Annotated in this window: 37 protein-coding genes and 1 pseudogene; 6 read left to right on the top strand and 32 right to left on the bottom strand. The window is 61.4% G+C overall.

Annotated features, from left to right (window positions below; all coding sequences use genetic code 11):
• Positions 1-8: 8 nt before the first annotated feature.
• The 9 genes from C8D72_RS08575 to C8D72_RS08540 are packed head-to-tail and all read right to left on the bottom strand — an operon-like array spanning position 9 to position 4263.
• Positions 9-1994, bottom strand: a complete 1986-nt coding sequence (locus tag C8D72_RS08575; protein ID WP_115853996.1) for a replication endonuclease — start codon at positions 1992-1994, stop codon at positions 9-11.
• A complete protein-coding gene (locus C8D72_RS08570; protein WP_115853995.1) occupies positions 1991-2293 on the bottom strand; it encodes a hypothetical protein in 303 nt (100 codons plus the stop codon). The genes C8D72_RS08575 and C8D72_RS08570 overlap by 4 nt, the downstream gene beginning before the upstream one ends.
• Positions 2290-2748: a hypothetical protein gene (locus C8D72_RS08565; RefSeq protein WP_115853994.1), complete on the bottom strand. Its 459-nt coding sequence runs from the start codon at positions 2746-2748 to the stop codon at positions 2290-2292. The genes C8D72_RS08570 and C8D72_RS08565 overlap by 4 nt, the downstream gene beginning before the upstream one ends.
• A gap of 2 nt (positions 2749-2750) precedes the next feature.
• Complete coding sequence (locus C8D72_RS08560) at positions 2751-3086, bottom strand: hypothetical protein (protein ID WP_115853993.1); 336 nt, start codon at positions 3084-3086, stop codon at positions 2751-2753.
• Positions 3074-3301, bottom strand: coding sequence for a CBS domain-containing protein (locus C8D72_RS08555; RefSeq protein ID WP_115853992.1), 228 nt, complete (start codon positions 3299-3301; stop codon positions 3074-3076). The genes C8D72_RS08560 and C8D72_RS08555 overlap by 13 nt, the downstream gene beginning before the upstream one ends.
• A gap of 3 nt (positions 3302-3304) precedes the next feature.
• Positions 3305-3568: an Ogr/Delta-like zinc finger protein gene (locus C8D72_RS17850; RefSeq protein WP_115853991.1), complete on the bottom strand. Its 264-nt coding sequence runs from the start codon at positions 3566-3568 to the stop codon at positions 3305-3307.
• Positions 3568-3753: a hypothetical protein gene (locus C8D72_RS17355; protein WP_147301518.1), complete on the bottom strand. Its 186-nt coding sequence runs from the start codon at positions 3751-3753 to the stop codon at positions 3568-3570. Before C8D72_RS17355 ends, C8D72_RS17850 begins: the two co-directional genes overlap by 1 nt.
• A gap of 40 nt (positions 3754-3793) precedes the next feature.
• Complete coding sequence (locus C8D72_RS08545) at positions 3794-4021, bottom strand: hypothetical protein (protein ID WP_115853990.1); 228 nt, start codon at positions 4019-4021, stop codon at positions 3794-3796.
• Between the two features lie 20 nt (positions 4022-4041).
• Positions 4042-4263: a hypothetical protein gene (locus tag C8D72_RS08540; RefSeq protein WP_115853989.1), complete on the bottom strand. Its 222-nt coding sequence runs from the start codon at positions 4261-4263 to the stop codon at positions 4042-4044.
• 108 nt (positions 4264-4371) lie between these two features.
• Between C8D72_RS08540 and C8D72_RS17745 the strand changes: the two genes are divergently transcribed.
• The 5 genes from C8D72_RS17745 to C8D72_RS08515 all read left to right on the top strand — a co-directional run bounded on the left by C8D72_RS17745 (position 4372) and on the right by C8D72_RS08515 (position 7608).
• On the top strand, positions 4372-5052 hold the full coding sequence (locus C8D72_RS17745; protein WP_115853988.1) for a LexA family transcriptional regulator: 681 nt from the start codon (positions 4372-4374) through the stop codon (positions 5050-5052).
• Between the two features lie 184 nt (positions 5053-5236).
• The gene (locus C8D72_RS08530) at positions 5237-6412 is read left to right on the top strand and encodes a hypothetical protein (protein ID WP_147301517.1); all 1176 of its coding nucleotides are present in this window, start codon (positions 5237-5239) and stop codon (positions 6410-6412) included.
• A gap of 122 nt (positions 6413-6534) precedes the next feature.
• Positions 6535-6882, top strand: coding sequence for a S24/S26 family peptidase (locus C8D72_RS08525; protein ID WP_115853986.1), 348 nt, complete (start codon positions 6535-6537; stop codon positions 6880-6882).
• Between the two features lie 73 nt (positions 6883-6955).
• Positions 6956-7408: an AcrIF11 family anti-CRISPR ADP-ribosyltransferase gene (locus tag C8D72_RS08520; protein WP_115853985.1), complete on the top strand. Its 453-nt coding sequence runs from the start codon at positions 6956-6958 to the stop codon at positions 7406-7408.
• Positions 7405-7608, top strand: coding sequence for a hypothetical protein (locus tag C8D72_RS08515; protein WP_115853984.1), 204 nt, complete (start codon positions 7405-7407; stop codon positions 7606-7608). The genes C8D72_RS08520 and C8D72_RS08515 overlap by 4 nt, the downstream gene beginning before the upstream one ends.
• Positions 7609-7616: 8 nt before the next feature.
• On the opposite strand, the gene C8D72_RS08510 is transcribed toward C8D72_RS08515, so the two are convergent.
• From C8D72_RS08510 to C8D72_RS08480, 7 genes are read right to left on the bottom strand one after another with little or no spacing between them, the layout of a single operon-like run.
• Positions 7617-8624: a phage late control D family protein gene (locus C8D72_RS08510; RefSeq protein ID WP_115853983.1), complete on the bottom strand. Its 1008-nt coding sequence runs from the start codon at positions 8622-8624 to the stop codon at positions 7617-7619.
• Positions 8621-9046, bottom strand: coding sequence for a phage tail protein (locus tag C8D72_RS08505; RefSeq protein WP_245955232.1), 426 nt, complete (start codon positions 9044-9046; stop codon positions 8621-8623). The genes C8D72_RS08510 and C8D72_RS08505 overlap by 4 nt, the downstream gene beginning before the upstream one ends.
• Before the next feature lie 24 nt (positions 9047-9070).
• Positions 9071-11740 carry a phage tail tape measure protein gene (locus tag C8D72_RS08500; protein ID WP_115853981.1) on the bottom strand — a complete coding sequence of 890 codons (2670 nt, stop codon included), beginning with the start codon at positions 11738-11740 and terminating at the stop codon, positions 9071-9073.
• Positions 11694-11858 carry a GpE family phage tail protein gene (locus tag C8D72_RS17845; protein WP_115853980.1) on the bottom strand — a complete coding sequence of 55 codons (165 nt, stop codon included), beginning with the start codon at positions 11856-11858 and terminating at the stop codon, positions 11694-11696. Before C8D72_RS17845 ends, C8D72_RS08500 begins: the two co-directional genes overlap by 47 nt.
• Before the next feature lie 26 nt (positions 11859-11884).
• Positions 11885-12202, bottom strand: a complete 318-nt coding sequence (locus C8D72_RS08490) for a phage tail assembly protein (RefSeq protein ID WP_115853979.1) — start codon at positions 12200-12202, stop codon at positions 11885-11887.
• Between the two features lie 47 nt (positions 12203-12249).
• Positions 12250-12762 carry a phage major tail tube protein gene (locus C8D72_RS08485; protein ID WP_115853978.1) on the bottom strand — a complete coding sequence of 171 codons (513 nt, stop codon included), beginning with the start codon at positions 12760-12762 and terminating at the stop codon, positions 12250-12252.
• Between the two features lie 14 nt (positions 12763-12776).
• Positions 12777-13958 carry a phage tail sheath protein gene (locus C8D72_RS08480; RefSeq protein WP_115853977.1) on the bottom strand — a complete coding sequence of 394 codons (1182 nt, stop codon included), beginning with the start codon at positions 13956-13958 and terminating at the stop codon, positions 12777-12779.
• A 203-nt stretch (positions 13959-14161) separates the two neighbouring features.
• Here C8D72_RS08480 and C8D72_RS08475 point away from each other — a divergent pair, with 203 nt between their 5' ends.
• Entirely contained in the window at positions 14162-15250 is a 1089-nt protein-coding gene (locus tag C8D72_RS08475) for an acyltransferase family protein (RefSeq protein ID WP_281271613.1), read from the top strand.
• 40 nt (positions 15251-15290) lie between these two features.
• On the opposite strand, the gene C8D72_RS08470 is transcribed toward C8D72_RS08475, so the two are convergent.
• From C8D72_RS08470 to C8D72_RS08400, 16 genes and pseudogenes are all read right to left on the bottom strand, one after another.
• A complete protein-coding gene (locus C8D72_RS08470) occupies positions 15291-15866 on the bottom strand; it encodes a hypothetical protein (RefSeq protein WP_147301516.1) in 576 nt (191 codons plus the stop codon).
• 5 nt (positions 15867-15871) lie between these two features.
• On the bottom strand, positions 15872-17062 hold the full coding sequence (locus tag C8D72_RS08465) for a phage tail protein (protein ID WP_115853974.1): 1191 nt from the start codon (positions 17060-17062) through the stop codon (positions 15872-15874).
• Positions 17059-17685: a phage tail protein I gene (locus tag C8D72_RS08460; RefSeq protein ID WP_115853973.1), complete on the bottom strand. Its 627-nt coding sequence runs from the start codon at positions 17683-17685 to the stop codon at positions 17059-17061. The genes C8D72_RS08465 and C8D72_RS08460 overlap by 4 nt, the downstream gene beginning before the upstream one ends.
• Positions 17678-18589 carry a baseplate J/gp47 family protein gene (locus C8D72_RS08455; protein WP_115853972.1) on the bottom strand — a complete coding sequence of 304 codons (912 nt, stop codon included), beginning with the start codon at positions 18587-18589 and terminating at the stop codon, positions 17678-17680. The genes C8D72_RS08460 and C8D72_RS08455 overlap by 8 nt, the downstream gene beginning before the upstream one ends.
• Positions 18586-18927 carry a GPW/gp25 family protein gene (locus tag C8D72_RS08450; protein WP_245955201.1) on the bottom strand — a complete coding sequence of 114 codons (342 nt, stop codon included), beginning with the start codon at positions 18925-18927 and terminating at the stop codon, positions 18586-18588. Before C8D72_RS08450 ends, C8D72_RS08455 begins: the two co-directional genes overlap by 4 nt.
• A gap of 5 nt (positions 18928-18932) precedes the next feature.
• On the bottom strand, positions 18933-19478 hold the full coding sequence (locus C8D72_RS08445) for a phage baseplate assembly protein V (protein ID WP_115853970.1): 546 nt from the start codon (positions 19476-19478) through the stop codon (positions 18933-18935).
• A gap of 86 nt (positions 19479-19564) precedes the next feature.
• The gene (locus C8D72_RS08440; RefSeq protein WP_115853969.1) at positions 19565-20017 is read right to left on the bottom strand and encodes a phage virion morphogenesis protein; all 453 of its coding nucleotides are present in this window, start codon (positions 20015-20017) and stop codon (positions 19565-19567) included.
• A complete protein-coding gene (locus C8D72_RS08435) occupies positions 20010-20489 on the bottom strand; it encodes a phage tail protein (RefSeq protein WP_115853968.1) in 480 nt (159 codons plus the stop codon). The genes C8D72_RS08440 and C8D72_RS08435 overlap by 8 nt, the downstream gene beginning before the upstream one ends.
• Positions 20486-20737: a hypothetical protein gene (locus C8D72_RS08430; protein ID WP_115853967.1), complete on the bottom strand. Its 252-nt coding sequence runs from the start codon at positions 20735-20737 to the stop codon at positions 20486-20488. The genes C8D72_RS08435 and C8D72_RS08430 overlap by 4 nt, the downstream gene beginning before the upstream one ends.
• 2 nt (positions 20738-20739) lie before the next feature.
• A complete protein-coding gene (gene lysC / locus C8D72_RS17840) occupies positions 20740-20955 on the bottom strand; it encodes an Rz1-like lysis system protein LysC (protein ID WP_425453270.1) in 216 nt (71 codons plus the stop codon).
• Positions 20876-21280 (bottom strand): annotated as a pseudogene (gene lysB, locus C8D72_RS08425) (Rz-like lysis system protein LysB); the annotation flags it as partial. The pseudogene lysB and the gene lysC, both read right to left, overlap by 80 nt.
• Positions 21277-21768, bottom strand: coding sequence for a glycoside hydrolase family 108 protein (locus C8D72_RS08420; protein ID WP_115853965.1), 492 nt, complete (start codon positions 21766-21768; stop codon positions 21277-21279). The gene C8D72_RS08420 and the pseudogene lysB, both read right to left, overlap by 4 nt.
• Positions 21765-22100 (bottom strand): phage holin family protein, encoded by a 336-nt coding sequence (locus C8D72_RS08415; RefSeq protein WP_211308817.1) that lies wholly within the window; start codon positions 22098-22100, stop codon positions 21765-21767. The genes C8D72_RS08420 and C8D72_RS08415 overlap by 4 nt, the downstream gene beginning before the upstream one ends.
• Positions 22097-22450: a putative holin gene (locus C8D72_RS08410; RefSeq protein WP_115853964.1), complete on the bottom strand. Its 354-nt coding sequence runs from the start codon at positions 22448-22450 to the stop codon at positions 22097-22099. Before C8D72_RS08410 ends, C8D72_RS08415 begins: the two co-directional genes overlap by 4 nt.
• A gap of 12 nt (positions 22451-22462) precedes the next feature.
• On the bottom strand, positions 22463-22672 hold the full coding sequence (locus C8D72_RS08405; protein ID WP_115853963.1) for a tail protein X: 210 nt from the start codon (positions 22670-22672) through the stop codon (positions 22463-22465).
• Positions 22672-23142 (bottom strand): head completion/stabilization protein, encoded by a 471-nt coding sequence (locus C8D72_RS08400; RefSeq protein WP_115853962.1) that lies wholly within the window; start codon positions 23140-23142, stop codon positions 22672-22674. The genes C8D72_RS08405 and C8D72_RS08400 overlap by 1 nt, the downstream gene beginning before the upstream one ends.
• Between the last annotated feature and the right edge of the window lie 61 nt (positions 23143-23203).

Here is a 23203-nt window from a genome sequence, read left to right as displayed (position 1 = left end):
GCGCCTCCTTATCTGAGTTCTTCGGGGATAAATTCGGGTTTTTTCTGCCACGCAGGCGGTGGCTGGATGCTTTCCCGGTGCCGGCGCTCCATTTCTGCAAGCGCGAACTGGGTTTCTTCATGCTCTTGCTGCGCCAGTTCCTGCTCGGCGCGGTATTCGGTGCTGTTGATCCACTCTCTATAGCGTTTTGCCTGGAGGGCATCGGTGTGTGGATCGGCTGCGCGCGGCGTCATGTCGGGCGTACAGTTATTCACACAAGTCCAAGGGTCGTCGGCTTCGCCTCCTCCATAAGAACCCTTCTGGCTGAAATCGTAAGCGCCGGCGCGTGCCTTCGGACGCATGGTCCAGCTGTAAAACCGGGTCAAATACTCGGCACCTTTTACGAGCAGGCCGTAAGTGATCTCGACGCGCTCGCCATACCCGCCACGAGCAAACGGCACCTCATCGGCAACCATTTCCCGGCTGGTATCCATGCGCCACTCGCGCCACGGCTTGATCGGCTGATCCTTGCGCGGTGTCAGCGGCCCACCCATCAGGCGCAGGAACTGATCCCACGCCCCGGCGTTGCACGCGGTGCGCACCTTGTTCATGAACTCGATGATCGAGCGGCCCGGATTGGTCGCGGCCTCCCATGCGGCGAGCTGCTCGGCCTGCTGCTCGGTCATGCGGCGAACCTCACGCCAGACCGTGACCGACGGCAGCCCGACAAACTGGAACTGACGAATGCCCCACACGGCGGCCCACGCCTCAACGCGCGGCGCACTGCTGGCCATCTCGCGACCATACTCGTCGAGATCGACGAACTGCTGACCGTTGATGTTTTTCGAGACGTACTTGGCGACATATCCCGCAGCGGTGCCGCGCGTGTAGTCGATGAACTTGGCCTGAAAGCGGTTTTTCTGTGCGCCCGGCTCGTCGGGCGTGTCGGCCAGCGCGTACTCGGCCATCACTTCATTGACCCGCTCGACGTGATCCGCATGCGCCCACATCAGCATGTGCCAGTGCGGAGTGCCGTCGTGGTGCGGCTCGGCGACGCGCACGCCATAAATGCCGATCCCCTCACGGGCCAGTGCGGCGCGGATGCGTGCCCAGACGCCGGTCAGATAGTGCTGACCATCGCGGGGCGTGTTGTGCTCGTAGTTCGGGTTACGGGTGCAGCTTTTGGCGCGCACCGGGTGAAATCGCGACGGGCAGGTCAGGGTGTAGAACACGCCGACATGACCCAGCCGGCGGGCCTCGGCTTCGGTCTCGCGAATGCGCAGCATCAGCTCGGCGCGACGATTGTCAGGATTGGCCAGCCCCAGCTCGGAGAGTTCGGCCAGCGTGTAGTTCTGGCCGTGCTGATTGATCGCCTCGATGGCATCGAGCATCGCGTGATTGCGCAGCTTCTGAGACGCCCGACGTACCACGGTAGTGTTCGAGCAGTAGATGCCGGCGCGGTGATGCACATTGCCCAGCTCGCGCTCGAGCTGCTCAAGGCGACGACCAGCCAGCACCCGCAATTTTCGGCGCCACCACGTGGCGTCCTCAAGGCGAGCCAGCTGCACACGGATCGGCAGCTTGCCGTCCGGTGGATCAATCTCGTGTTTCTCGACGCGCTCCAGCCCGAGCGCCAGCGCAGCCTCGGCGGCGTCCAGCTCGGAACCACCATTGCGATTGGCTGCGCCGACCTGCTCATCATGCTGACGCTTGATGGCCATGGCCTGCGCTTCGGCGTGATTGCAGATGCCCTCATCATCGTGAGTAACGCGAAACGGCCCGACGTGCAGGCGCTTGCAAAGACGTGCCAGCAGACGATTCCCGGCGGCATTGCCGTCTTTTCTGGCCACGACCAGAAACGCTTTGGCGAGCTGCTCGGCATAGGTCGGATAACGGTCGAAGTAGAGACGCTGACGACGATCAACGCAGCCCATCTCATCGAGCTTGAGCTTATCAACCGGACCCGGCTTGCCGGGCGCGCCATATGCTTTGGAGAGTTCTACAAACGATGTCATCGGCGCGGCACCCGGTCACTTTTGGCGCCCTTCTCGCGCAGGTACATGCACGCTCTGCCCGGAGCGATGCACATATAGGGATCGTCCTGCACCTGCAGAAACACCCGGTTGACCGGGAGGATATGAGTGCTCAGGACATTTACTCGAACATCACCAATATCCGTCTCGATCAGCAGATACGGCGTGCCATCACCTGACACCAACGGCCCCATGTAAGGAAATTCCGAAAACAGGCTCTCCAGCTTGTCGGCCGCCCACTGCTGGACCTTGGTGGCGTTCTCCGGATCAAAGATATTCATTCGCTCAGATCCTCGATCAGTTTCAGATAGTGCTGGGCGGCGGCAATGTCGCCGGCCTCAAGGGCGAGCCGAGCACTTGCGGCAAGCGCCTGAGAGGGATGCGACTCGCTGCGCAAACCGTCACGCAGGCGACTGGCGTAAGAACTCATACGGTGAATAGCCGAGCGGATGGCCTCGCGGGCTTGAGGCGACATCCACTCAATCGGGGTGCGGGTGAGGTTGTCGGCAATGCGATCCGGCGTGCGCTCATTGGCCGGGATCTCGTTGATCGGGCGCAGCGGCACCAGATGCTGGGCCGCCGAGCGCAGCACCACGGCGCGCTCGGCAGGTTGCATAGCGGCCCAGACCTCGGCCAGATCCCGGTTTTCAGTGCGCCGGCGCAGTTCATCACGCGCGGCCAGAAAGCCCGCGCGCGGATCGACTGTTTCGGGACGGATCGCGTGAACGCTGGCCATGGTTATGCCCTCGCGGCCTGAACGCCGCGAACGTCAGCGTTCTGGCGCTCGGCGAAACCGATCAGGTCGCTGACAGTAAGCGCCATGCGGCGGCCGTCCGGGTGTTTGACGACCACGACATAGGAGGTGGTCGATTCCACATCGATGGCTGCGCGCTCGTTGAAGGACTCCAGCTCAGCCATGGCCTGCACGGCCATGACGCTGGCATCGCGCGGATCATGAGCATGTGCGCGGATTAGATGAGATGCGCACTGGTTGATCGCATCACCACGGTGCACGCTGCGCGGCAGACTCAGAATGAACGCGGTCGCCGGATTGGTTCGGTCTAGTGCGTGCATGACACACCTCCCTGTGCGTTGAGCTGGTCATAGGCATACACCGCGTGCTGCAGCGCTTCGTCATCGCGCATACGGCCATGCTCGACGAGATACCGACCGCAGGCGGATACCATTTGATGCGGGGTGCGATAGCGCGGCTGATTGCGCAGGAATGCCTGTGCGGCATCCTGAATGCTGTCGCTGGGGTCGATCTGGTAATAGGGGTCGATCTTCATGCCTTAGCTCCTGAACAGGTCTTCGGGCGGCTTGGGCACAACCACATACGGGATGTGCTCGGCCAGCCGGCCCTCGTATTGGCTATTGGGCATACCGCTGGGGCTGAGGGTTTTGGTTACGACCATTTCCCCCTCACCACTCCAGCCACATACCGGGGTTTGGCACTGCAGGTAGGCGACGCGGTAATCGCTGTGCAATTGTTTTGATGTCCTGATGCGGCAGGGGCCGCCGCAGTGAGGACAGGTCCATCCCCAACTTGATGACATCAGCGCCTCCCTACCGGGCGAGGCCCGCGCGGTGTCCCCATTCGCCCGATGCCTTTGCGCAAATGGCGGCGCAGCACGAACTCGGCGGCCTGATCCAGCGTCTCCAGACCCTGCTGCTGGCGTACTGCTTCCAGCACCCGGCGGTCGGCATCACTGGCTGGCATGTCTGCTTGTCTTACGGTCATGGGCACCTCGAAAGTTCCTAAAGGGGTGTCGGGCCGTCCCTTAATGGAGCTTTGCCGTCGGCTGGAAATCCATCATGCTCACGGCGTCGAACTCCTGCTGACTGGCCACGCCGAGCAGATCCAGCGCTGCACGCATCACAAGCTCGCGCACCAGCGTGGCTTTCTCGGTGCCGGTGTAGGCGGCCAGCGCTTCGATGAGGTTGTCTTCGTACTCATCGAGATTGACGCCGATGCGACTGGTCTTAAGGAGACGGGTATCCCTGTACATGGCTGCGGTTCCTTGTGGAGTTAGTGACTGACGGGGGTGGGGTTGGATTCTGATTCTGCTCGGTAGGCCTCCATGCCCTTGAGGCAAAACATCCGAGCCTGAGCAGATAGAGAGCGCATTTCTTCACCCGCGATCACTTCGAGGCTGTCGCGCTCGTCTTTTTTGAGCTGGAGCCAGATCGGCTTGGCATTGCAGCCGTTGGGTACTCGCTTCAAACGAGCTGGGGCCTTGGATTCACTCATCGTGTATGATTTCCATTGGTTAACTATGGCAACGCACACATATTCGTTCACGTTTTGTGAATCTGTCAATAGCAGATCGTGTATCGAGTCACATTTGGATATGCGCTGATGGATAGGCAGGAAGTTACCGCGGCGGTCATCGACAGGATGAAACTTCGCCTTGGTATCATCTACAACAAGGATCTAGCTGATGCGCTTGGCGTCAGCACAGGCGCTATTGGGAACTGGAAGGCGCGTGGCACGATTCCGATAGATGAGTGCCTCGCATTCTGTGAATCACATAATGTGTCTTTAGATTGGCTAGTGAGGGGGCGAGGGCCAGAGGAATCATCCGCCACAGCTATTGCCGAGCCCGCTGCGGCATATGAACTCATTGCCAGCTATTCGCGCATCCCAATCTATGACATTGAGGCCGCTGCTGGATCAGGTCGGTTGTTTGATGACGAGCTGATCGAGACCACCATCCAGTTCGATACCGAACAGCTGCAGCGCGACGGGCTGGACCCGGCGCAGGTGGTGGGTGTGCGTGTTCGAGGGGATTCGATGGGGGAGACGCTGCACGATGGCGACCGCGTCCTGGTGGATCGCAGCAGCCGGACACCGGATGGCGTTTTCCTGCTGCGCATGGATGACGGCCTGCGCATCAAGCGCGTGCAGCGCGTGGCCGGCGGCGGCTGGCGCCTGATCAGTGACAACCCGCATTACCCGCCGGAAATTGTCGATCCGCTTTCCAACCAGAACGTCGAGATCATTGGCGAGTGCGTCATGCGGATAGGGCGCATCGCGTAATACTTTCGGCTTTCCGTTCGTAACACTATGTAAGCGGTGATATTCTCAGCGTCTAATACAACGCTGAGGGATCATCATGTTCATGGGCATTGGCTTCATCATCTGCACGATTCTGGCCATTATCATCGGGGTCAGGATCACGCGTAACCGGCGCGCCAACGGCAAGGGTGCGCTTTTCAGCGGTTTGACGGGCGTTTTTGGCGGCACGGTCGCCGGTTTTTTCCTGCTCATCGCACTGGCTCTCATCGACATCACTATCAATGGCAGCGAAATCGAAGACGTCGAGCCTGCTGCCAATGATCAGGCCAATACGACAGATAACGCCCCGGGCACCTCAGAGCCCCCATCCGTTGCCAGCGACGGCCCCGAGCAGTTCGACGATGTCATCGCCATGGCAGAGGACTTCAACGACTACCCGCCCGAATTCGATGCGTTTTCCGTGCTCGAATCCGACCCATTGCATATCCAGCTTTTGCCGACCGTCGTCGAAGGGGATCTGAACGAGGTCGTTCACGATACCAACTGGCGCGCGGCGCTTTACGGTGCTTATAACACCTTCATTCATACCGATGCCGATCACGTCATCGTTGATGCCATCCCTCGGCAGTACGCTAGCCTGACGAATCGTGACTCCCCTGAACTGCTGGATGACCAGAAAATTACCCTGGAGCTGAGCCGCGCCGAGGCATTGGAAGTCGTACAAGAGCTTATCGACGTAGAGAGTCTTGAAGACCTTAAATCACTGGATCCCAAGTGGGGCTTTTACGGCTGGACGGACGACTGGAACAGCATCTATTACTCGGATCAGCAGCCGGGCCTCAATGCCTTTATCAATGAATTGAGCCCCTACGCCAGCGGCGGTGAGGTCTCAACCAAGCCCACTTCCGCCGAAAGCGCCAAAAGCGCCGAAATCGAATCCGGCAGCGATCTGGGCTTTGATGCCAAGACGTTTGCCAAGCGCTTTAATTCCGCCATGGCCGATCTGAACCAGCCCTATCGCGCTGACGGCAATGTCGATAACAGCGGCGTGCAGGGCGTCTTCCAAGAAGCGTTCAGCGAACATCTGGCATTGACCGGCACGATCAAGCCGCAATCCGGCGCCGTGAATGGCATCATTTTCATGGGCACCGGCGATGGCACCCCGGAATCCGGCGCGCGGGTCATGGTGGTAGCATCAGGATTGGTTGCCGCGACGCAGGACAGCATGAGCCCACAGGATGCTTTCGAGGTAGTGATGTCGCTTCTGCAATCTTATGACGGCGGCGACTCCGTATCGCAAACCCTCAACGGGGTTAAATACTCTTACCAACGCAGCGATATGTTCGGCAACATGCTGACGGTCGATTCCGCCGAGAGCTAATCCCACCCCATCACAAAAAGCCGCCCATCCCGGGCGGCTTTTTTGTAATTTGATGTAACACTTGCTGCTAATCTTGGGTTATCTTTTACTGTACACACATACAGTAAGGAGCAGGCGACCCCATGCACGCGCAGTATCTTGGTCCCGTTGATGCACGCCCCGATCCGTCCCTGATGTTTATTGACCTGAGCCGGTACCCGGCCAGCTGCTATCTAATGCGCGCCGGCGATGATGCGGGCGTGGGCGGCCCGGTGTTTGAGGGTGATGTACTGGTCGTTGATGAGGCGCGCCACCCAAGCCATGGGGATCTCGCCGTGATCATGATCGATGGCGTGCGTGAGGTGTTTCAGACGCTGCGCGTCGGCCCGCAGTTTCGATTCCAGCCGGTGGGCGGCGGTGCGAGCCGTCGGATCAAGCCGGATCTGGTGCTGGGTGTGGTGGTGAGTCTGGTTCGGCGCTGTGCGGCCTGATCGATGCAATAAAAGCCTTGCAATGGAAACTAAGTTTCCGTACACTGTGCTTAACAGATCAGGAGACGACGACATGCAGCTTTTCCACACCAGCCCCCAAGAAATCGAAGAAATCAACCAGTCGGGCAGATTCGGCGAGTTCCTCTTTTTTGCCGGGGACGTTTACGTTATGACCGCTGGCGAGCATGTCGTATATACCGCCGAAATTGGAGAATCTGACATCATTAAAGCCGGCCGGCTTTTCTACCATGATGATGCCGAAAAACTGAGCAGCATTGTCGCCGCCCTGGCTGAACGCCTAAGCATTGATGAAGACGATGCCGAGTCACTCATTGATGAAAGCAAAAGCGTATGGGACATGGATATTGACGTTGAACCGGAAGACATGGCCGATCTGAGCTGGGACATTCAAGCCCTCACCGCCCGCGCTGCAAAGACCCTTGGCTTCAAAGCTGTGCAAGTCGAAGATGAGCAAGGCATCGCATACATGATCGACGCAACCGCTATCGAAATGGTGAAAGCATGATCGACGCTCGCACTCAGTACGCCCCAGAAACGGCGGCACGCCTCATCGACAAAGCTGTCGCCGCCTGCACCCCTTCAACGCGTAACGAGCTGGCCGAACGCATCGGCATGACCCGACAATATCTAAGCGGTGTTTATGCCGGACGCAAAACGATGAGTTATGGCATGCAGGTCATGCTCGAGTCGATCACTGCCCCCTGACCCTCGCCTTACATTTCCCCGCCTGCCCTCGTCTCACATTTTATTGTCGTGCCATAGCCCGAGTCATCGAGCGAATCCGTGACCTCCGTCACCAGCCAGCCGGTGCCGTCAATCTGCGGTTTCCAGCCGCGCAGGGTGATGGGCGTTTCGGGGGTGATGTCGGCGCGGCCGTGGGCCATGGTCAGCCCGAACTCGGCCGTGCCGCGCTGGATGCGGCGCAGCTCGGCCTTTGCGGCCTCGAGGGCATCGGCCTCTGATGCGTAGGTGGCGCGCAAATCCTTGAATTTTTCCCCTTCTCCCGCGATGGCCGTCTGGCGCTTGCTGCCGGCCTTGTCGTTCCAGTGCGCGCGCACGCCGGTGTAGCTGTCGCGGTCGGTCTGGCTGTAGCGGTGCTGGTCGCCGTCGCGGCGGGTGAGGGTGACGCCGGGTAGGGCAATGCCGCTGGCCGTGAGCGCTTCACCGGCGAGGGTGAATAGCATCCGTTCAGATTTTACGGCGGCGATGGCGTCATAACGCTGGCCCAGCCGGGTCAGGAAATTGAGATCCGACTCGTCGGTCTGGTCGATGTGCCCCAGCCGGATGCCTCGCAGGGTGTCGCCAATCACCGGCGACAGCTCGTGCCGCTTGGCGATGGTGTCGACGATGTCGCCCAGGGTGATGTCATGCCATGACTGTGACCGTTTGCCGGGCAGCAGGTTGCGCATGTCGGCGGCGCGGGCGCGAATGGTGAGCTGGTCCGGCGATCCGCTGTGCTCGATCTCATCGACGATAAACACGCCACGGTCGAGCAGGCCCTCATCCTGCCAGCCGATGGCCACGGTCAGTCTGGCGCCCCGGGGCGGCAGTTCGAGCTGGCCGTCATGGTCGGTCAGCGCGAGGTCGAGCTGGTCGGCCTCCTGCCCGCGCTGGCTTGTGATGCGCAGATTGATCAGGCGGCCATTGATCCGGGGCGTGATGTCCTGCCCGCCAATGGTGATGCGGTAGCCGGGCCGGCGGTATTGGGGCTTCTCGCTCATACGAACGCCCCGACCAGTCGCGCGCCGGTGTAGAGGGTGAGATCCCCGATCATGTCGGTGCGCTCGTCGTCGACGTGTTCCAGCGTGAGGCTGAACTCGATTTTCGCGGCAGCGCCGTCGCGATAGAGCGTGCTACTGGTCTCATCGACGCCGGTGATGACCCACAGGCCGTACTGCCGGCCGGTGCCCTCGACCAGCGGCCACGCCCGGCCCTGATCGGCCATGTCGCGGATCTCGTCAAGATCCACGCGGCCGCCGGTGAACTCGGGCAGCAGGGTGCCCGAGAGGGTGATGGTATCCGCGCCGGGACCAATGAACTGATAGGCGGGCCGGTCGCCGACGCGGGACTGGCTGGCGTGGCGCCATTCGGTGCGGCGCTGCAGCTCCTGATACGGCACGCTACTGGTCTGAAACACGAACATTCCCAAGGCCATCAGCATGGTGGCTTACTCCTGATCGTACATGGATGAACGGCGGCGGGCGCCCTGATCGCGTTGCGCCTGCGCCAGTGCGCGCTGCACTTCCTGCGCGACGTATTGGGCGAGCTGTCGCTCGTCCATGCCGGGGGATGCAGTGATATTGATGTCGCCCAGGGTGATGCGCTGATCAACCATCTGCTGGCCACCGCCGGCGGCGAGCGGGGGCCGGCTATCAAACCGGATCGGCTCGCTGGGTGAGATCGACGGTATGGCCGCTGCCGGCAGGGCCATGGCGCCGAGTGCCAGACCGGCACCGGCCTGCCGAACACGGCTGGCAATGTCGGTGATGCTTTTGGCGGGGTCATCGCGCTGGCGCTCAAGTCCGAGGGTCAGGCCGTCGACGGTGTGGCCACCAAGGGCGGCGAACACGCGCGAGGGTGAGTGAATATCCAGCTTGTCCTTGAACCAGCCCGTCACGCTGTCAGCGATACCGACCACGCTATTTTTCAGCTCGCCGAGCTTGCCAAACAGGCCGCCAATCAGGCCGTCGATGATCGTGCCGCCGAGTGACTTGAACTGATCGGGCACCTCAATGCCGAGCGCCGAGAGCGCGCTGGTGATGCCCCTTTGCAGCAGGCCCAGCGGCGACCAGTCGAGGATCAATCGTGAAATGCCAGCGATACCACCATCGAACGCGGCTTTGACGTCCTGCCATCGCTGGCTGAACCATTCACTGATCGCGCCCCAATTCTTGTAAACGAGATACGCGGCACCGGCGAGGGCAGCCACGGCTGCCACGATGCCGAGAATAATCCACGTCATGGGATTGGTGAGCAGGGCCAGCCCGGCCTTGCCGATGGCGCTGGCAGTGATCAGGAACCCGCGGCTGATGGCCAGCAGCCCCTTCCCCAGTGCGGGCAGAATGCGGCTGGTGAGCGAGTAGATCTTGCCGCCGAGGCCGCCCGCTTTAATGCCCAGCATGTTGAGCCCCAGACGCACGGTGACGATGGGGCCGAGCAGCGAGGCCATCATGATGGTGAAAGCACCACCTGCCGCGACCAGACCGGCAGTTACGGCGGCGACCTTGGCGATGGTGCCGGCGAGCTTCGGGTTTTCCTTGATCCAGTTGCCGACGCTGCGCGTGACGTCGGTGATCCATTGAACCAGATCACGCAGCGGCCCTTCATTGGTGTCGGTGATCGAGATCCCGACTTCCTCCCACGCAGAGCGCAGGCTTTTGAGATCGCCGCCAATGTTGTCGGCCATGGTCTTTGCCACGCGCGCGCTTTCACCGCCGGACTGTTCAAGCACATCGACAAATTGTTCGATGCCGGCAGCGCCCTGCTTATTGATCAGCTCGGCCATACCGGCGCCGGGCTCCTCACCGAAAATGGTTTTCAGGTATTCGGTGCGGTCTGCGTTGCCCATGTCCTTGGTGGCCTGATACACGTCGGCGAGGATTTTGGGCACGGCGCGCAGGTCCCCATTAGAGTCCTTTGCCTGGAGCCCCAGTTCCTTGAGCGCTCCGGCGGCCTCACCGGTAGGCGCAGCCAGACGGGTAATCATGGCGCGCATGGTGGTGCCGGCCTGACTGGCCTGAATACCTACATTCCCGAGCAGGGCCGCCATGGCTGAAGCCTGCTCCAGCGACATCCCCATCGCGCGGGCCTGCGGGGCTACGTACTTCATCGTATCGCCGAGCATTTCCAGATCGACATTCGCGCGGGTCGTGGTCGCGGTCAGCACATCACCAACGCGCCCCATCTGATCGGGGTCGAGACCAAAACCGGAAAGGATGTTCGATGAAATATCAGCGGTACGACCCAGATCCATGCCATTGGCCAGCGCCAAATTGAGCATGTCGGGAATGGCTTTCTGGATGGCCTCAGGTGTGAATCCTGCCATGGCGAGAAATGATTGGCCCTGCCCCACTTCCGATGCACTGAATGCGGTCGAGCTGCCGAGATCGCGGGACTGCTGCTTGAGCGCCTCAAGGCGCGGATCATCCTTGTCCAGCCGCGTCAGCGCCTGAACCTTGCTCATTGTCTCGCCGTACTCGATACCGGGCGCGAGCAATCTTGCACCGGCATAAAGCGCACTGCCGCCGGTGGCGAGTCCGGTAAAGCCGGCGCTGCGCATTGTATTGGCGCGCCCGAGGCCACGCTGGTATCGATCCGCCGCTGCCGCCGCTTTTTTCTGAGCGGCGGTGACGTCGGCCATCTTGCGCTTTTGGGCGTCGAGGGCGGTATTGGCCTGCCGGATCTGTCCGGCGAGGCGTTTCTCGCTGCCGCTCAGATCGTCGGTGCTGACGCCGCCCTGCTTGAGGCTGGTACGCAGCTGGCCGAGGCGCCGGCGCTGATCGCCGAGCGTGCTATTGAGTCGCTCGACTTCGTGCTGGGCCTTGAGGAATTTCTGCTGGAATTGCTGCGTCGGGGCGGCGGTGTTCTTGAGTTCGGTACGCAGGTTGCGCATGCGCTCCTGCGCGCGGGCGAGCGCCTCGCTGTTGTCGCGCGTGACGTCTTTCAGTTTGCGGAATGAGGAAAGGTCTTTCTGCTGGCGCTCAAGGTTTCGCAGCTGGTCGCGCGAGGCTTTCAGGGCCTGCGCGGTTTTATCGCTGCCCTGGGTAATTTTCTTGAGTGGGCCGGTGGCTTTATCGACTGCGTTGAGCAGCACCTGCAGCTTGAGATCGCGCGCCATGGGAGTCCTCGGGGTTGGATCGCGTACGGGCGCGCTCGCGCCATTCCATCAGTTCGCGCAGGGTGAAATCTGCGCAGTCGGCGGGGGTCCAATGAAACACGATGGCCAGATCGGCCATCGCGTCCTCGACACTGCTGGGCAGGCTTATGCGGCCTCGTCCTTCACCCGCTTCGATACCAAAAAACCCGCAATCTCGCCGCCAAGCTGGACCAGATCCGCCGGGTCCATCTGGCGCGCTTCATGTTCGGTGATGCTGGGCACTGACAGGCGCGGGATCAGTTTCATGATCGCGTCGGTCTGCAGCTGCAGCACGTCACTGAGATTGACGCCGCGCAGTTCGCCGGCGCTGGGCTTGCGCACGCTGACGCTGTCGATGGTCTGCTCGCCGCGCTTGATGGGTGTGTCCAGCTCGATGGGATCAGAGACGTGGGCGGTGGTGGCTTTCTCTTTGGCCTGGGCCATGGTCTTTCTCCGGTTCTATTGGGATTCAGGGGGTGATGTTTGCGCGATCAGGTGCCGAGGGCGCGGCGGCGCTTGGCCAGCCGATCGGTGCCATTGACCTTGAACACGCCGTTGGGGATGTCGTTCTCGATGACGGTTCGCCCGTCGATGACGAGCTTGTAATAGCTGAGCGTCGTGGTGATGCTGTGCTCGGTGTTCTCACCGGATTGGGCGTCGCCCATGTCGATCTCGGTGTGGCGCCCCCGCATGACCACCTCGACCGCCACGACCTCGTCGACGTCGTCGCGCTCATAGCTGCCGGTCATGCGCAGCAGATCCGCGTCGAGTCGGGAACTGCCGAAATTGTCGAAGATGCTTTCGATCAGGCCGCCGACGGTCCACTGACACGTCATAAGGCCGTCCTGCCCCATGTCGATGCCGACGGTGCCGTCCATGCCGCCGCCGCGCCATTCCTCGATCTTGCGGGTGAGGGTGGGCAACGTGACGGACTGAACCTGACCCTGATAGCTGTCGCCATTGCCGAACAGGTTCATGCCCTTGAGCTTTTTGGGTAGTGCCATGGTGTATCTCCTGTTCAGCCGGCGTTCACGCGGTCGGCGAAATCGGCCAGATAGGTATCGGTGATGCGCTGCTGAAAGCCGAGGTCTTCCAGCGGGGGCACCGGGGCGTAGTCGTAATCGATGCGCAGCTTGCCGGCCTTGAGCGAGGTCTCGTCGTTGAGGTCTTCATTCAGCCAGGCGGTGCCGTCGACGATCAGGCCCAGCGCCTTGAGTTCCGAGAACTTGGCGTTGACGCCTTCGATGATGTCGCGGGCCAGCGAGGCATGCAGGGGCTTGTCGACGGCCCACATATGGGCCTCAGCGATGGAGTCGGCGAGGATCTGCGCGGTGCGGGTGTAGTTTTCAAACGCGAACAGGGAGGTCGGGCCGGCGCAGGTGCGTGACCCCCAGAAACGAAACCCGTCACGCTGGATCAGCGTGGTGACGTCGGCGGCGTTGAGGATGCCGGCGTCGGTGTTCGGGTTCTGGAGACTCCAGAACACGTCGGCGCTGATGCCGGTCACGCCGTTAACGGCCACGTTACTGAGGGTCTTATGCCAGCCGGTTTCAGAGTCGATCTTGGCGCGCAGGCCGAGGGCGCAGGCGACGGCGCTGATTCGCATGGTCGCGGCGGCGGTGACGCCGAACGCCTCGAACTCAGGCCAGATGATCATCAGCTCTCGGGCGCCGAACTGGTCGCGGTAGGCGGTCACGTCCGAGATGGTGGTGCAGTCGTGGGCGTAGCTGTAGACGAACGCGCGCAGATCCTGGGCGATACTGACCATCGCGGTGGTGACGGCCTGATTGTCCAGACCCGGTGCGCCGAGGATGCGCGGCGTCACGCCCAGCGAGGCGCTGGCCGACAGCAGCGCCTGCGCGCCGGTACGGCGGCCAGACTCGTCGACCGTGCCAATGACGTTCGCGGTGGTCTCGTCAGCGTCGGCGCCTTCTTCGACACGGACCGCGACAATGATCGGCTTGGTCTGGGATTGAATCGCGGTCAGCGTGCGGCGCAGGGTGCCTTGTGTGCCGGCGTTGCCGATGGCGGTCGAGACGTTGGTGATGAGGGTGGCGCGGTTAAGCGGGAAGGCTTCGGCGTCGGCATCGGCGCCAGTGCAAACAATGCCGATGACCGCGGTCGAGACCGTGCGGATGACGCGGGTGCCGTCGTTGACTTCAACGACGCGCACGCCGTGGTGGTATTGGTCGAGTGCCATGATATGTCCTGATCAGGAAGCGGGCAGAATCGTTTCAGGGCTTCATGGTGTGGCGCGGGGCAGGGCAGTGCGAGCGGCAGGCGTTGTAAAAGCGGGCGTTACATACACCGCTAGAGAAATTGGTCTAAAACGAAATCAGACAGCAGTTACGGGTAACTCATGTTAAAGTGCGTAATATTATGGTTAATTAGAGAGATTTAACTTTGAGGCGCGTTCATTCAATTGATTATCTCAGGGGCATGATGGCCCTGTCTGTCGTGATGTATCACTACACCGCATACAGCTTAGGAGTCCCCGGTAGCGAGTCTTTATTAGGACGTCTAGGTATATATGCTGTTTCTACTTTTTACATCATTAGCGGCATGTCGATGTTTATCGTATATCAAAATGAGCGCTGGAGTTTAAAAGCTCTCACCTCCTTTGTTTTAAAGCGCTATTTCCGAATCGCTCCGGTTTTTTGGCTTGCGATCCTTTTACCGGCTTTATGGTATGCGGTAATAAAGGACCATTATTATGACGGATATCGTTTATTTTCTAATATCTTTTTGTTTTTTGGTTTTTACGATCCAAGAGCGTATATTCCCGGCGGTGGGTGGTCTATAGGCAATGAAATGGTCTTTTATGCCTTTTTCCCTTTAATAATAGTCGCCTCGCGTAACTGCTGGCTTTTCGTTGGCGTTTTGGCGACTCTTTTTTTAGTTTACTGTTATTTCGCCTTTTTTGTGTTGTCGCCTGATAAAGGCTTGGTAGTTCAGTGGGGCGAATATATCAATCCTCTGAATCAAATATTTCTTTTTGCGGCGGGGGTTGCTTTGGCATGGGGGCGTAAATTATTTGGCTCGCCATCCAAGGTTATCGTATGCGTTACGCTTTTGGTTTCCTTGCTGCTATTTGTTTTTTATCCAGTCAGTGGCGACCGGATTAATATTGTTACTGGAGTCAATCGAATACTGTTTACCTTTTTTTGTGTGGGTGTTTGCTTTTCGCTTCTCAATTTGGATTTCGAGCTTCGCCCTGCGCTATCTTCTTTTCTTCAGTTTTTTGGTGATATTTCTTATTCCTTGTACCTTCTTCATATAGCATTGTATTTTTATGTCCAAAATTTGATTTTGAAAAAGCTTGGCGCTGATTCCGATTTTTTAAAGTTTTTCATACTTTTCTTTTTCTCTCTGCCGCTTGCTGTGCTTGTTTCATATCTGGTTCATCAATATCTGGAAAAACCAGCGATTCGCTTTGCAAAAACAATTACTGCATCAAAAAACAGAGTGAGTGCTATGAGCACCAATGCGTAAAAAACCCGGCATGGCCGGGCTGACTTGTGAATGTGCTGGCTCAAACGTCGGCGCTTGCCGGCGTGGCCAGCGCTTCTAGCCGGTCGATATAGGGCCGGGCGATTTCCATCATGTCGGCCTCATCACCGGCGCCACGGATCGCGGCTTTACCGGCGAGGCGGATACGGCGCACGTCCTGCAGCAGCTCCTGTACCCGCGCGGCGGCCTCGGCGATCTGGTGCGCGGCGGCCCCGATGGTTAGCCCCTCGGCGACGGCATAGCTCCGGATGGCGTCGGGCACCTCGCCCTCGGTGCTGTTGCGGTACTCGATCAGTGCCTGGGCGACCAGCTGATACTCGGCATCCAGATACTGGCCGACGGATCGGTCGGAGGCGCGGATTCGGTCGGCGGTGGCGTCGATCCAGTCGATGGCGTCGTCTCGACGTTGGCGGCTGGGCGCACTGCACAGCAATAGTCGCCCGTTATCATCGACCGCTATATTTTTTCCGGCCGACAAACCCTGTCTCAACGCCTCATACTCAGCGTCAGTTATTTTGATCGCATCCCCTGGAGCTTTATTAACGCCTGCGTGATAAAACCCGTTTTTTGAGGGGCTGTAATACACCTGGATAGCCATTTTTTTTACCTCCCAATTACGATATAGCGCATCGCCTTGCTGGTTGAAACACTCGATCCCGTGGCTGTCAGGTCATAGAGCACATGAGAGCCACCAGCGCCCGTGCCATCGGCACCGATCCCGGCGGCGCCGAACGCCCCATTCGGGAATGTCGTTGGCCAAACGGCAGATCTGATCGATTGCGACGGGAGGTACCCCCACTGAATCATGAACCCCTTCAACCACGACGGGCACTGAATAAAACCGTCTGTCCCGAACTGATACCGAAAACCATTTTTTAGTTTTTTGGGGGTCACTGCGGTTTCATCGTCATCGCTGTTATCAGTTTCCTCCTGACTAGCAATCCTCAGAATCCCCGCGGCTTTTTCTGATGCGCTGGACATCCACTTCTTGAGGGTGTGGTTCGTGATTACCCGTTCCCCGTCGTCATCGATAGGATCTGTATCACTCGCAACGTCCAGTTTTGCAGCACTACCCAGCGCGGCGAGCACGCCCTGCACGGTTTTGACAGCGTCCCCGAACACTGCCAGCACGCTCTTGAGGCCGATCTGCTCGGCGTTGTGTGCGGTCGTTTCATTGCGGTGATCATCGATCTGGGCCATACCGCCGGCAGGCGTCTGGGCGGCTTTCGATTCTTCGCCCTTTTTCGACTCTGCCAGCGTGGCAAAGCGCAGCAGCCCCTTGTTTTTGGTATCCGCGTCGGGGTGGTTGCGGCTCTTGGCGTGCGCATCGAGCTGATCATCGACGTACTGGCGCGAGGCCATGACCACGCTGGGGTCGATCTTGAGCGTGACCGCGCTGGTGTCGGTGACTTCCATCACAAAGCGGATGGTCTGGGTTCGGGCGCTGCCCTCACTCAGCTGCGGCTTGTAGGTCTCGGGATAGTTGCCGTAGGCGATCAGGTTGCCGTCGGTGTCATAGAGGCCGACCTCGCGAATCGTCCAGCCGCCGACGTCAGCGGGTAGCACCTGTTCGACCACGGTCCAGTTCGGGTTGTCATCATCGACAGCGGTCTGGTTGATCGGGCCGCGCCGCACCTCATTGACCAGGCGCGTGACGGTGGCGTCGGGGGTGGGCAGCTTGCCGCCGCCGTCTCCGATGGCGAGTTCGGCAATGGTCAGGGGCTCGCCGTAGGCGATGGCATTGGCCAGCAGGCCCTGCCCGGTTTTGGTCAGCAGCGTAAAAAACTGGCTCATAGGGCCTCGCTCATGGGGTAGATAGTGGTGGTGTCGAATGCCTCGACCATGGCGGCGTGATAGAGCCGCCCGGCCGATTCGATGAATTCGGGGGCGTAGGGGTAGATCGTGGTGGTGTCGCCGTCGTAGGCGGCCAGACCCACATAGAGCGGGCCGCGCGTCTCGCCGAGCAGATCCAGCCCGATGATGTGCCGCGTCAGCGGCTTGGCGTCGAATACCAGCCGGGTCAGCTCGGTGTACATCTCGTCAGTGATGCCGGCATCCAGCACGCCGATGCGCAGGGCGAACGTGCCCGGTTCACCCTCGGGCACCATTTGCCACCACTCTTCGACTTCCAGCAGATAGCCGAGCGGCTCGACCACACGCCGCAGGGCGCTGATCGTGCCCTTGTGGGAGTGGACGTAGAACGCGGATCGAACGACGCCGCGCTTGGCGCTCTCGCTCCATGTCGTATCCCAACGATCCACGCTGAATGCCCACGCCAAATAGGGCAGCAGGTGCAGCGGGCAATCATCCGGGCTCATCAGGGTGCGCAGCGGTACCGGCACGCGCTCGAGATCGGCGAGCGCGTCGGCAGCGAGGCGCTCCAGATCGGTGCTGTTGGGCGGCAGCAACTTACTCATCACTGCCCCCAATCGTCAGCGTGACGCCGGTGCAGTGCGATGCCTGGCTGTCATCGAGCACGACATCGGCGGCGGGGCTGATCAGCTCAACGCGCTGGACGCCCTCGACGTGCAGGGCGGCGTAAACGGCTGACAGACGAATATCGCGCCCGAGCCGGCGCTGCTCGGCAACATAGGCCGCCGCCTTGGCGCGTGATGCGGCGAGGATTGGCTCCTGCTCGGGGCCGGGGTAGAGATAGAGCGTGGCCTCGATGGCGTAGTCGACGATGGTGGCCGACTGGACGGTGAGCCGGTCGCCGACCGGGCGCACGTCCTCGGCAGAGAGAGCCGCCGTGACGATGTCGAGCAGATCCTGCGTGGCCTCGCCGGTACCGAGCTGGGAGAGCACGGTGACGACGGCGACGCAGGGACTGGGGCTGACGGCGGTGGCATCGGCCACCCTGCCATCGGCCGAGAGGGCATGAAATACGTAGGCGCCGGTCGGGCCGGCCACGCTCAAACCTTCGAACGCCCGCTGCGCGCGCAGGCGCAGACGGGTGTCGCTCTCATAGGTCGGCGGGACCGGCGGCACGGCGTCGGGATCACCGGGGTCGATCATCAGGCGCTCGACGTTGAAATTGGCAGCCCATTGGTCGAGATCCGCACCCGTGGCGAACGCCAGCATATTGGCGCGGGCCGCTTCGTTGACGCGCTGGCGCAGCACGCGTTCGCGCCAGACGCTTTCCTGCAGCAGCTTGTTGAGCGGTTCGGATTCGAGCGCCAGCTTTGCCCTGACATCGGCGCGCTCGTCTTCGGGATAGAGCGAGATCAGGTGTTCCTTGCGCTCGGCGAGCAGGGCCTCCTCATCGATGACCTCGACGATGGCCGGCGCGGGCAGCCGGGATAGATCGATGGGGCTACTCATGCATCACCTCGCAGGGGCACGGTCATGTCGATGTTTTCCCCGGTGTCGAGGCGCCGCCCGGTGATTGTCAGCAGCAGTCGCCCGGGGCGATCAGTGTCGACGGTGCGCTGCACCTGCATGACGCGCAGACGCGGCTCCCATTTCATGAGTGCCACGACCGTTGCCGAGTAGGCTCGCAGGGCGGTGGCGCCGGTGAGCGGCTGGTCGATGAGATCCGGCAGCAGGCTGCCGTATTCGCGTCGCATGACGCGCGAGCCGATGGGCGTGGTGAGGATGTCGGCCACGCTCTGGCGAATGTGTTCGACGCCGGCCAGGGGCGCGCCGGTGTGGCGATCCATGCCGCTCATTGTGGTGGCCCCGATTTATCCGAGCCGGATTTGACGCCGGTCGTTTTGTGGTTGACCAAGCTGATGCCGGACGCGACGGCGTCAGAATCGGTGATGATGTTGCCGGTGACGTGCAGGGTGCCCTCGATCAAGACCGGGCCGGTGACGGTGACGCCGGCAGGGGCGGTAATGGCTGCCGAGCCGGGCAGATCCGCGCGCAGGTGTTGGCCAGCGTGGTCGTACTCGATCACGGCGCCGTCGGGCATGTCCCAGCGCGTCAGGTTCGGGTCATCGATCGCGGCCGGGTGGGTGTTGCTGTTGATGGCGCCCAGCACCACGGCTCCGGCCAGCTCGCCGCCGGGGGCCAGCAGCAGCACCTGCTCGCCCTCGGTCGGCGGGTTCCATGTTCGGGTTTGCCCGGCGCGGGTCTCGCACCATGGCAGCCAATCGGTCAGCAGCTCGCCGGTGGTGACACGGACGCGCGCGGCGGCGTGATCGATCTCGGCGATGGTGCCGAGTCGGATCATGTTCTGCATGAGGCGGGCGAGTTCGACGGGGTTCATCGGCGCTCCGGGTGGTATTCGGGTATGCGGCTATCGTCGGCAGGTGTGGTACTGGATGCGAGCGGCGGGCGTTGTAAAAGCGGGCGTTACAGCCCGCGGTTGAGATGATCGAGCAGGGAATCGCGCAGCACTGTGCGGTCGTGGTCGGTGAAGCCCAGCAGCTCGCGCTGTTCGTACTGGACGCGGGGTCCGTTGATCGCGACGCGGTCGCGCAGACCAAACTGGTGCGTTTTCGCGATGCTGGCCACCTGCCCGAAAAAGCCGACCTCCGCGCCTTGGGCACTGGTGCGCACGCGCAGGTATTTGGCCGTTCTCAATTTGCCGAACATCGCTTTACGCCGGATCGCGCCTTTTTGATCCTGACTCTTGCGCGGGGCGTAGCGGGTGCCGTCGGGGTTTTTCTGCGCCTTGATGCGTTCGCGCTGTGAGCGGCGCAGGTCGGTGGCCACCACGCGGGCCAGCCGGCGGCGCTCTTTTGCGTTGAGCTTTTCCAGCAGGGGCGCGGCCCAGTCTTCGAGGCGTTCGATGTTGTCAGCCATCGGCACCCTCCGGCTCGACGTAGTCGCTCAGATGCCGATCATTGGCCATGAGCTGCCAACGGCGCGGGCCGCAGGTCTCGATGTCAAAGCGCGGCATGCGGTGGCTGATATTGATCTGGCCGGTGTCGCAATTCTTTTTGGCGACGACGCGCTCGGTGATCTGGACGCGCAGGGCGAGATCGACGGCGTCATTGTTAAGAATTTCAGCCTCAAATTTTAACGCCTCGGCGGGTATTAAATCGGGCTGATAGACAGCGAGCCAATCCAGCAGCGGGATCATTACGGTATCGAGGTCGTCGGCGAAATCGGTCAGGACGATTTGCGCCGTAAACGTGTAGCCGTGTGACAGGTTGGGCCCCGGGGCAAATTCGATGGTGCCGTCCTCGACGAACGTCAGCAGCTGATCGGGATCGCGCTGCAGATGCGGGATGGCGTCGAGCAGGTACTGGCGCAGGGCGGTCAGTTTTTTCATGCCCGCTTTCTCCTGATCGGCCCTTTCCTTTGGATGCCAATCATCTGTTCGCGCCCGGATACCCAGCAGGCCAGCATGTACAGCGGATCAAGAGCCACCTTGACCATGGCCAGCGCCGGGTGTTTGAACTCAAGCAGCAGCATGCCGGATCGAATACCCCCCACGTAGCAGGGGATCAGGCCATAGAGTCTGGCGTGGTGGGTCAGCCCCAGCGACAGCGCTTTTTCCTGCGTCAGATAGCCCAGCATGATTACTCGCTCCCGCTTGATTGGTGGCACTGGATGACGGCGTCGACTTCGGCGGCGCACATCGCCCAGGCGTTCTCGGTCTGTTCGAGCTGCAGGTGCAGTTCGCCGTTAGTGGCCGGGTGACTGGCCGGCAGGGTGCAGGGCGCTGGGGTCGCGCACTGATTGACGATAAGCGTCGGCGCCGGTGACGGCGGGGCGCTGGCGCAGCCGGATAACATCAGAAGGCAGGCGAGTGCCGGCCCATTCGCGGATCTCGTCGTTTTCACGTTGGATCTCCCTGATTTGTTCGAGGCGGCTTGAAGCGGTGCGGGCCAGCTCGGTCTGCTGATCGGCGAGCGCACGGCGCTGGGATTCGAGGCGGCGGGCGTTGTCCCACAGGGCATTAATGACCAGCTGACGCTGCTGGCTTTCCTGCTGTGCCGTGTCGCGCTGCTGGGCGATCCGGTCGGCGCGTTCGCTCGCGGCGTTGCCGCGCTGCCAGAGCGCCCAGCCGCCGAGAGTCAGCCCGGCGATCAGGACGCCGCTGATGATGAGGCGGTTCACGTATCGCCCACCGCGTAGCGCAGGTTTTCGGCGACGCGCCGCGACCAGCCCTTGCCGAACGTTTCCCACGTTGAGAGGCGGGTATAAAACGCCTGCCGCTCGGCGTTGAGCAGCACGATCAGGGCCAGCGGGTCATGGGCGTTGATGGCCGCGAGCGTGACGGGACCGATGATGCCGTCATCAGCGACGCCTGCCGCGCGCTGCAGCATGCGGATCGCGTTGCCGATGCCGCTGTTTACGGCGATGTCGAACAGCTGATAGCCGATGGCGCCGTGGTACTGATCGCACTTGGCGCGCAGCCAGTAGCCGGTCAGGTAGATCTCGCGGGCACGGTCACGGGTTAGGTCGCGCATGTCGCCGTGATAGCCGGCCTCCCGCGCTGTGCGCTGGGTGATGCCCCATTTGGTGGCGCCGCCCGGGTCATCCGGGTGGTTGACGTAGCCGCCTTCGTGACCGATCAGGCGCTCGAATGCTTTTTCGAATGTCATGCGTTGACCCTCACGATGTGCGCGACGTTGCCGCGGGCGCGGTAGACCAGCACGGCGCAGACGCCGAGCAGAATCACAAACGACCAGCTGATGGGCAGGGCGATATAACGCCCGGCCAGAATCTGGATGGCGAGCGTGCCGCTACCCACGAACAGGCCATAGGCCAGCCACGAAATGCGCCGCCGGAAACGGGCGCCATGGCGGCGGTAGGTGAGCAGCCGGCCGCAGATGGCCAGCGCGATGATGAGCGTGAGGATGGTGGGCAGCTGCTGGGGCTGCACCATCATCCATGCGTAGTCCTCGGGCAGGGGCAGCAGGAAAAACGGGCTCATTTTCGGCCTCCCGGAAATAGTCGGCTGATATCCAGCGATTTGACGCCCTCGATCACGCGCAGACTGAATGTGACGACGGCCACGGCGGTGAGAAATGCGGGCAGGGCGGTGGTGTCCCAGCTGGGCCAGAAGTGCCGGGCGAGCGTCGGCCCGACCAGATACCCCATCAGAATCGAAATCAGCAGATAGATCAGGCGCTCGAGGATCGATAGTTCGCGCGCGCTAACGACGAACAGCGAGGCACCGGCGAATGCGCCGATCAGGGCGCTGACATCCAGCCCGATCATGAGGCTGGCCAGCGTTAGCCCGGCGGTACCGGCGGCGACTGCGGTGGTGGATGGTTCGGCCATAGTGATCTCGGCTCAGTCCCAGAGCTGCACGCGTGTGCGGCTCGGTTGTGTATTGATGTCCGGCAGCGTGACGGCGGTGCCCATGGGCAGGATCGGGCCGAGGTCACAGAGACCGGGGTTTGCCTTGAATACTCTTTCGATCACGCCATCAGTGCGCCCGTAATGTCGGTAGCAAATGTGATCGAGGGTGTCGTTTTGCTGGGCGCGCACGGTTCTGGCCATCAGATCAGCTCGACCGTGACGTGGGGCCGATCCATGATCTCGCTGATCGCCCAGGACGCATCGCGTCGATAGCTTTCGCCGGCGTACTCCTGCAGGTCGCCCCGGTCGCGGGTGCTGGCCGTGGCGTCATAGTCGCGGTACGCCTCGGCGATAGCGGCATGTGCGGTGGCATAGACGGCGCGGCGGTAGAGGGCGAGATAAACGCCCGGCGGGTGCCAGCGCGGGGTCGGTACGTCCTGCACCTGCTGATGGCCGGCGTCGATCTGCGTCGTCTGCCAGTGGCGCAGCACGCGATTGACGGTGGCCATGGCAGTCAGCAGGGCATCCTGCACACGCGGGGGCGTGACGGTGCCGTCGATGCGGCGGGCGTCTCGGAATTCAGCGGGGTCGATGGTCGGCCAAAAGCCGTTATTGACGATGGGCTCGGCGGCGCGGGCGCTGGCGTTGCCGGTGGGGGCGAAACTGCTCATGGCGTCACCTCGGTTTTTATCCCGTTAATACAGGGGGTGGACGGTGATGCGGCGATAGGCG

The sequence above is a fragment of the Kushneria indalinina DSM 14324 genome, assembly GCF_003385845.1.
GTDB lineage: Bacteria > Pseudomonadota > Gammaproteobacteria > Pseudomonadales > Halomonadaceae > Kushneria > Kushneria indalinina.
Note: the sequence above shows the minus strand (reverse complement) of the source record. Positions and strands in the feature narration are given on the sequence as shown.

Bases quoted from the DNA above. Each gene is read 5' to 3' on its own strand.
- C8D72_RS08575 (WP_115853996.1), bottom strand. From the start codon at position 1,994: ATGACATCGTTTGTAGAACTCTCCAAAGCATATGGCGCGCCCGGCAAG.
- C8D72_RS08570 (WP_115853995.1), bottom strand. From the start codon at position 2,293: ATGAATATCTTTGATCCGGAGAACGCCACCAAGGTCCAGCAGTGGGCG.
- C8D72_RS08565 (WP_115853994.1), bottom strand. From the start codon at position 2,748: ATGGCCAGCGTTCACGCGATCCGTCCCGAAACAGTCGATCCGCGCGCG.
- C8D72_RS08560 (WP_115853993.1), bottom strand. From the start codon at position 3,086: ATGCACGCACTAGACCGAACCAATCCGGCGACCGCGTTCATTCTGAGT.
- C8D72_RS08555 (WP_115853992.1), bottom strand. From the start codon at position 3,301: ATGAAGATCGACCCCTATTACCAGATCGACCCCAGCGACAGCATTCAG.
- C8D72_RS17850 (WP_115853991.1), bottom strand. From the start codon at position 3,568: ATGTCATCAAGTTGGGGATGGACCTGTCCTCACTGCGGCGGCCCCTGC.
- C8D72_RS17355 (WP_147301518.1), bottom strand. From the start codon at position 3,753: ATGACCGTAAGACAAGCAGACATGCCAGCCAGTGATGCCGACCGCCGG.
- C8D72_RS08545 (WP_115853990.1), bottom strand. From the start codon at position 4,021: ATGTACAGGGATACCCGTCTCCTTAAGACCAGTCGCATCGGCGTCAAT.
- C8D72_RS08540 (WP_115853989.1), bottom strand. From the start codon at position 4,263: ATGAGTGAATCCAAGGCCCCAGCTCGTTTGAAGCGAGTACCCAACGGC.
- C8D72_RS17745 (WP_115853988.1), top strand. From the start codon at position 4,372: ATGGATAGGCAGGAAGTTACCGCGGCGGTCATCGACAGGATGAAACTT.
- C8D72_RS08525 (WP_115853986.1), top strand. From the start codon at position 6,535: ATGCACGCGCAGTATCTTGGTCCCGTTGATGCACGCCCCGATCCGTCC.
- C8D72_RS08520 (WP_115853985.1), top strand. From the start codon at position 6,956: ATGCAGCTTTTCCACACCAGCCCCCAAGAAATCGAAGAAATCAACCAG.
- C8D72_RS08515 (WP_115853984.1), top strand. From the start codon at position 7,405: ATGATCGACGCTCGCACTCAGTACGCCCCAGAAACGGCGGCACGCCTC.
- C8D72_RS08510 (WP_115853983.1), bottom strand. From the start codon at position 8,624: ATGAGCGAGAAGCCCCAATACCGCCGGCCCGGCTACCGCATCACCATT.
- C8D72_RS08505 (WP_245955232.1), bottom strand. From the start codon at position 9,046: ATGTTCGTGTTTCAGACCAGTAGCGTGCCGTATCAGGAGCTGCAGCGC.
- C8D72_RS08500 (WP_115853981.1), bottom strand. From the start codon at position 11,740: ATGGCGCGCGATCTCAAGCTGCAGGTGCTGCTCAACGCAGTCGATAAA.
- C8D72_RS17845 (WP_115853980.1), bottom strand. From the start codon at position 11,858: ATGGCCGATCTGGCCATCGTGTTTCATTGGACCCCCGCCGACTGCGCA.
- C8D72_RS08490 (WP_115853979.1), bottom strand. From the start codon at position 12,202: ATGGCCCAGGCCAAAGAGAAAGCCACCACCGCCCACGTCTCTGATCCC.
- C8D72_RS08485 (WP_115853978.1), bottom strand. From the start codon at position 12,762: ATGGCACTACCCAAAAAGCTCAAGGGCATGAACCTGTTCGGCAATGGC.
- C8D72_RS08480 (WP_115853977.1), bottom strand. From the start codon at position 13,958: ATGGCACTCGACCAATACCACCACGGCGTGCGCGTCGTTGAAGTCAAC.
- C8D72_RS08470 (WP_147301516.1), bottom strand. From the start codon at position 15,866: ATGGCTATCCAGGTGTATTACAGCCCCTCAAAAAACGGGTTTTATCAC.
- C8D72_RS08465 (WP_115853974.1), bottom strand. From the start codon at position 17,062: ATGAGCCAGTTTTTTACGCTGCTGACCAAAACCGGGCAGGGCCTGCTG.
- C8D72_RS08460 (WP_115853973.1), bottom strand. From the start codon at position 17,685: ATGAGTAAGTTGCTGCCGCCCAACAGCACCGATCTGGAGCGCCTCGCT.
- C8D72_RS08455 (WP_115853972.1), bottom strand. From the start codon at position 18,589: ATGAGTAGCCCCATCGATCTATCCCGGCTGCCCGCGCCGGCCATCGTC.
- C8D72_RS08450 (WP_245955201.1), bottom strand. From the start codon at position 18,927: ATGGATCGCCACACCGGCGCGCCCCTGGCCGGCGTCGAACACATTCGC.
- C8D72_RS08445 (WP_115853970.1), bottom strand. From the start codon at position 19,478: ATGAACCCCGTCGAACTCGCCCGCCTCATGCAGAACATGATCCGACTC.
- C8D72_RS08440 (WP_115853969.1), bottom strand. From the start codon at position 20,017: ATGGCTGACAACATCGAACGCCTCGAAGACTGGGCCGCGCCCCTGCTG.
- C8D72_RS08435 (WP_115853968.1), bottom strand. From the start codon at position 20,489: ATGAAAAAACTGACCGCCCTGCGCCAGTACCTGCTCGACGCCATCCCG.
- C8D72_RS08430 (WP_115853967.1), bottom strand. From the start codon at position 20,737: ATGCTGGGCTATCTGACGCAGGAAAAAGCGCTGTCGCTGGGGCTGACC.
- lysC (WP_425453270.1), bottom strand. From the start codon at position 20,955: ATGTTATCCGGCTGCGCCAGCGCCCCGCCGTCACCGGCGCCGACGCTT.
- C8D72_RS08420 (WP_115853965.1), bottom strand. From the start codon at position 21,768: ATGACATTCGAAAAAGCATTCGAGCGCCTGATCGGTCACGAAGGCGGC.
- C8D72_RS08415 (WP_211308817.1), bottom strand. From the start codon at position 22,100: ATGAGCCCGTTTTTCCTGCTGCCCCTGCCCGAGGACTACGCATGGATG.
- C8D72_RS08410 (WP_115853964.1), bottom strand. From the start codon at position 22,450: ATGGCCGAACCATCCACCACCGCAGTCGCCGCCGGTACCGCCGGGCTA.
- C8D72_RS08405 (WP_115853963.1), bottom strand. From the start codon at position 22,672: ATGGCCAGAACCGTGCGCGCCCAGCAAAACGACACCCTCGATCACATT.
- C8D72_RS08400 (WP_115853962.1), bottom strand. From the start codon at position 23,142: ATGAGCAGTTTCGCCCCCACCGGCAACGCCAGCGCCCGCGCCGCCGAG.